The organism is Ottowia beijingensis, from assembly GCF_042680925.1.
Classification (GTDB): Bacteria; Pseudomonadota; Gammaproteobacteria; order Burkholderiales; family Burkholderiaceae_C; genus Ottowia; species Ottowia beijingensis.
On record NZ_JBHUEP010000003.1, the window covers coordinates 1 to 4,664 of the forward strand.

The window sequence follows — 4,664 nt, forward strand, 5'->3', positions numbered from 1 at the left end:
TTCGGGGTGGCGTGGGTTGTAGAGCTTGGGCTTGGAAGTGGCTGACATGAATACTGTACAAATGCAAGGGGTATCTATTTAGCTCCAGTAGCGCCGATGACGCAGTGTCGATGCGCCTGGCCGGGTGGCCGTGTAGGCCAGCTTGGATCCCTGGCGTGATCCGCCGCCCGGCCCTGCCGTGGTCGGCGGCGGCGTGCCGGGGTCAGCGGTAGCGACCGTCGTACGGATAGCGGTCGTACTGGTTCGCCACGCCGTCGCCGTCGTCGTCGAAGACCGGCGCGACGGCGACCGTGGGCGGCACGACGACGTCGGCATAGGGCGCGGGCCCCTGCGCCAGCGGAATGTGGCGGCCGGCCGGGTCCACCTGGTAGCGCGTGCCGTTGGCGTCGGTGTACACGGTGCCCACGGGGAAGGCGGGCCGGTCGGGCGGCGTCGGGTCGTACGGGACGCCGAAGATCTGCGACAGCGTCTTTCCCACGCCATCGATCAGGTCGGCGTGCGCGAAGCCGCCGAACGCCATCGCGCTGGCGGCGACGGCAGACAAGATGAACTTCTTCATGAGCTGCTCCTGCGGATCCATTTCCGCTCTGGATCCATTGCACTGCAGCGCGCCCGGGTGCGCAGCCGGTGCATGCAGCGGCGACCTGTGCGCCGCTTCCTGCGCGGCCGTAGGTGATGCCGGCTGTGCGGCGGCCTTCGGCGCCGCGGCAAGCCCGAGCGAAACAAAAAGGGCTCCCACGCGGGAGCCCTCAGCCTCGATCAGCGATCGCTGCCGGTTACAGGCCCAGCCGCTGGATCGTCGCTGCCTTCGCCCGGCTGTCCTCGCGCAGCTTGCGCCCGAACGCTTCGGCCGGCTGGTACTCGACGACCTGGCCGGCCTTGGCGGCCCAGTCCACGTAGCCGGGCGACTTCACCGCGCGTTCGCAGGCGGCTTGCAGCTTGTCCAGCACGGCGGTCGGCGTCTTGGCCGGCGCCAGCAGGCCGCCGAAGCTCAGCTGCACCACCGGCACGCCCGACTCGGTCAGCGTGGGCACGGCCGGGAAATGCGGATGGCGCTGGTCCGAGTACACCGCCAGCAGCCGCAGCGTGCCGGCCTGCACCTGCGCGCGCACCGAACTGGCCAGCACCGCGCCGAAGCCCAGGCGGCCGCCCAGCAGGTCCTGCATCATCGGGCCGTCGCCCTTGTAGGCGACGTGGTTCAGCTGCACCTTGGCCGCGGCCTCGATGTCGGCGGTGCCCAGATGGGGGATCGAGCCGATGCCAGAGGTGCCGTAGCTCACCGCACCCGGCTCCTTGCGTGCACCCACCAGCACGTCGGCGATCGTCTTGTACGGCGAGTTCGCCAGCACCGCGATCGCGAAGATGTTGTCGAAGACGTGGCACACGGGGGAGAACGACTCCACGCCGTACTTGATCGTCTTGACGCGGTGCGGCTGGCTGGTGAGCGACACGGCGGGCGTGAACGCCAGCGCGTAGCCGTCGGCGCGCGCGCCGGCCACGAAGGCCAGGCCGATCGCGCCGGCCGCGCCGTCGCGGTTCATCACCGCCACCGGCGTGTTCAGCGCCTCGGAGAAGGCCTTGGCGAACGCGCGGGCGTTCTGGTCCAGGCCGCCGCCGGCGGCGAAGGGCACGGTCACCTCGATCGGCCCCTGCGGAAAGTCCGAAGCCGACACCGCCGATGCGCCCAGGCCCAGGACAGCGGCGGCGAGGATGCGAGTGGTCTTGTTCATCTTCCGGTCTCCTCGTTGGTTCAGTCTTCGTCGACGATGGGGTTGCGCAGCACGCCGATGCGATCGACCTCGATCTCCACGACGTCGCCGGCCTTCATCCACACCGGGGGCTGGCGCCGCGCGCCCACGCCACCGGGGGTGCCGGTGACGACCACGTCGCCGGCCTGCAGCGGGGCGATGGCCGAGACGTAGGCGATCTGCCGGGCGATGCTGTGGATCATCATCTCGGTGGTGGCGCGCTGCATCTCCTGGCCGTTGAGGCGGGTGACGAGCGTCATGCTGGTGCCGAAGGGGATCTCGTCGGCGGTGACCATCCAGGGGCCGAAGCCGCCGGTGCGCCAGAAGTTCTTGCCGGGCACCCACTGGGAGGTGTGGCGCTGCCAGTCGCGCACGCTGCCGTCGTTGTAGCAGGCGTAGCCGGCGATGTGGCGGGCCACGTCGGCCTCGGCGATGCGGCGGCCGCCCTTGCCGATGATCACGGCGATCTCGGCTTCGTAGTCCAGCTGGGTGGATTCGCGGGGCCGCACGATGGCCTGGCCGTGGCCCACCTGGGAGTCGGCCACGCGCAGGAAGAAGGTGGGCTGCTCGGTGACCTCGCGGTTGGTCTCCTGCACGTGCTCGTGGTAGTTCAGGCCGCAGCACCAGATCTTGCCGGGCTCGGGGATGACGGGCAGCAGGGTGACCGACTCCAGGGCGAAGTCGGGCTTGCGCTGCGCCACCGCGGCGCGCGCTTCGGCCAGCGCATCGCCGGCCAGCAGCGCCCGCAGGTCCGCGTACTTGCCGTCCAGGGCGGCGCCCAGGTCGACGACGCCGCCTTCGACGACGGCCCCGAATCCGGGGCGATCGCCCCGCGTGAAACTGATCAATTTCATGGAGTGCTTCCTTGGTGACTACGGGTTGGGACGCCTTGCGCGTCAGGGCGTCGGCGCGCGCAGGGGGCGCAGGGCCGCGGCCCAGCGTGCGAGCTCCTTGAGCATCGCGGCGGCGGACTCGCCGTGCAGCGCCGCCGGCTGGAACTTGCCTTCGGCGTCCACGAGCGTGCCGACGTTCTGGACGGCCACGGCTTCCAGCAGCGGCACGATCTTCTGGGTGGTCATCAACTGCTTGGCGACCTGCACCGCGCGGATGCCGCCGGACATGCCGCCGTAGCTGACGAATGCCGCCGGCTTGTAGGCCCACTCGGCGCTCAGGTAGCTCAGCGCGTTCAGCAGCGAGGCGGGCGGGCCGAAGTTGTACTCGGGCAGCACGAAGACGTAGGCATCCGCGGCCGCCGTGAGCTTGCTCCAGCGCAGGGTGTGCGCGTGGCTGTACTTGCCCGTGCGCGGATGCTCCGGCTCGTCCAGCAGGGGCAGGGCCAGTTCCTTGAGATCGCAGGCGACGACTTCGAATTCGCCTTGCGCGCGGGCCACTTGCTCGAACCAGGCGGCCACGGCGGGGCCGACGCGCCGGGGGCGCGTGCTGCAGGTGATGACGTTCAGGATGGGTTGCATGCGGTGGGGGGGCGGAGCGCCCCGCTTCGGATTCAGGTCGCGGCGATCATAGCGACAAAAAGGAAAAATATATCTCTAAAGCAAAAATATCGATATTTAACCGCGAAGCGCTAGAATCCGCCGGCGCACCGCGCATGGCCATCGGGTGCCTGCGCCGGGGCCCTGATTCCATGGAGACTCTTGTGACGCGTCCCGGCTTTTCCTTCAGCCACTTCGGCATGTTCGTGCACGACATCGCCGCCCTCGAGGCCTTCTACACGGAGCTGCTGGCGTTCACCGTCACGGACCGCGGCCAGTTGCCGGGGCCGAATGGCCCGCGCGACCTGGTGTTCCTCAGCCGCGATCCCGACGAACACCACCAGCTCGTGCTGATCTCCGGCCGTCCGAAGGAGCTGGACTTCAACCCGATCAACCAGATCTCGCTGAAGGCCGACAGCCTGGACACGCTGTGCCGCATGTACCGCACCCTCCAGGCCCGTGGCGCAGGCGAAGTCAGGCCCATCACCCACGGCAACGCGGTGTCCATCTATGTCCCGGATCCCGAGGGCAACCGGCTCGAGCTGTACTTCGACCTGCCCTGGTATGTCTCGCAACCCATGGCCGTGCCGATCGACCTGGACGACGAGGCCACGCTGCTGCAGCGCCTGGAGGCGCACGCGCGCGGCCTGCCCGGTTTCCGCCCGCGCGCGCAATGGCGTGCGGAGATGGCCCGGCGCATGGGATGGACCTCGCAGGAGGGCGCGGCGGGATAGCATCCGGTTCTTCGCCATGCACAAAGCCATCCCACGGATAGGAAATTCAACCGCATGAGGCCAAGTATGGCACGAGTTTTGGGCCTCGAAACACGTTCGGCCAAGGAAGGTTGAGCGCTCGCTTGCCGCTCAATGGCAAGAGCTTGGGAGGCAGTATGCATTTGGGCCTGGCGCGCGCGCAGCTGCTTCCCCGCAGCGATGGATACCGCCGCTTCACTGGGTCACCAATTGACGCGCTGGTCTACCTCGTCGGGTTGAGCTGCCAGATCCCAATCCGGCTCGCCTTGCGCACCATCATCCACCGGCGCGTCGCAGCCCTCCCACAGCGGTGGCCCGCGTGCCGGGGTTATGTGCGGTGGCTGCGAGTCCACCCCGATGTGGTTCAGGATGTGGCGGATTTCGGCGCTGTGGGTGATGAAGGCAATGATGCGCATCTGCCCACCGCACATGGGGCACAGCAGCGGAAATGCCTCGTAGATGCGGGCAATCAGCACCGCCCACAAGTAATGCGCCGCTCGCTTCGGGCGTGCTTCAGGTTCGGGTGTGGGTGTGGCCGCGTTGCCCGGCGCCGCCACCCCAGGTACGCCCGCGCCAGGTTGTGCAGTCTCCACCGTGGCTGGTTGCGACGCAGCAGGCTGAGCCAGCGCCGTTACCGCCGCTCTCAGCGGCGAGTTTGGTGCCAGCACACCAAA

General features: G+C 68.6%; 5 protein-coding genes and 1 pseudogene. 1 reads left to right on the plus strand and 5 read right to left on the minus strand.

Annotated features, from left to right (window positions below; translation table 11 throughout):
* Nucleotides 1-202 precede the first annotated feature (202 nt).
* The 4 genes from ACFSCU_RS02150 to ACFSCU_RS02165 all read right to left on the minus strand — a co-directional run bounded on the left by ACFSCU_RS02150 (nt 203) and on the right by ACFSCU_RS02165 (nt 3,220).
* Nucleotides 203-559, minus strand: coding sequence for a hypothetical protein (locus tag ACFSCU_RS02150; protein WP_180551530.1), 357 nt, complete (start codon nt 557-559; stop codon nt 203-205).
* A 217-nt stretch (nt 560-776) separates the two neighbouring features.
* Nucleotides 777-1,730, minus strand: coding sequence for a Bug family tripartite tricarboxylate transporter substrate binding protein (locus tag ACFSCU_RS02155; protein ID WP_377559761.1), 954 nt, complete (start codon nt 1,728-1,730; stop codon nt 777-779).
* Between the two features lie 20 nt (nt 1,731-1,750).
* The gene (locus tag ACFSCU_RS02160; RefSeq protein WP_377559762.1) at nt 1,751-2,602 is read right to left on the minus strand and encodes a fumarylacetoacetate hydrolase family protein; all 852 of its coding nucleotides are present in this window, start codon (nt 2,600-2,602) and stop codon (nt 1,751-1,753) included.
* Nucleotides 2,603-2,644: 42 nt separating this feature from the next.
* Complete coding sequence (locus tag ACFSCU_RS02165) at nt 2,645-3,220, minus strand: NADPH-dependent FMN reductase (RefSeq protein WP_180551527.1); 576 nt, start codon at nt 3,218-3,220, stop codon at nt 2,645-2,647.
* A 134-nt stretch (nt 3,221-3,354) separates the two neighbouring features.
* On the opposite strand from ACFSCU_RS02165, the gene ACFSCU_RS02170 reads away from it, so the two are divergent.
* Nucleotides 3,355-3,972, plus strand: a complete 618-nt coding sequence (locus ACFSCU_RS02170) for a VOC family protein (RefSeq protein ID WP_373368320.1) — start codon at nt 3,355-3,357, stop codon at nt 3,970-3,972.
* A gap of 221 nt (nt 3,973-4,193) precedes the next feature.
* On the opposite strand, the pseudogene ACFSCU_RS02175 reads toward ACFSCU_RS02170, so the two are convergent.
* Nucleotides 4,194-4,664, minus strand: a pseudogene (locus tag ACFSCU_RS02175) (IS91 family transposase); the annotation flags it as partial.

Excerpts from the sequence above, each read along its gene's own strand:
- ACFSCU_RS02170 (WP_373368320.1), top strand. The coding sequence starts at position 3,355 with ATGGCCATCGGGTGCCTGCGCCGGGGCCCTGATTCCATGGAGACTCTT.
- ACFSCU_RS02160 (WP_377559762.1), bottom strand. The coding sequence starts at position 2,602 with ATGAAATTGATCAGTTTCACGCGGGGCGATCGCCCCGGATTCGGGGCC.
- ACFSCU_RS02155 (WP_377559761.1), bottom strand. The coding sequence starts at position 1,730 with ATGAACAAGACCACTCGCATCCTCGCCGCCGCTGTCCTGGGCCTGGGC.
- ACFSCU_RS02150 (WP_180551530.1), bottom strand. The coding sequence starts at position 559 with ATGAAGAAGTTCATCTTGTCTGCCGTCGCCGCCAGCGCGATGGCGTTC.
- ACFSCU_RS02165 (WP_180551527.1), bottom strand. The coding sequence starts at position 3,220 with ATGCAACCCATCCTGAACGTCATCACCTGCAGCACGCGCCCCCGGCGC.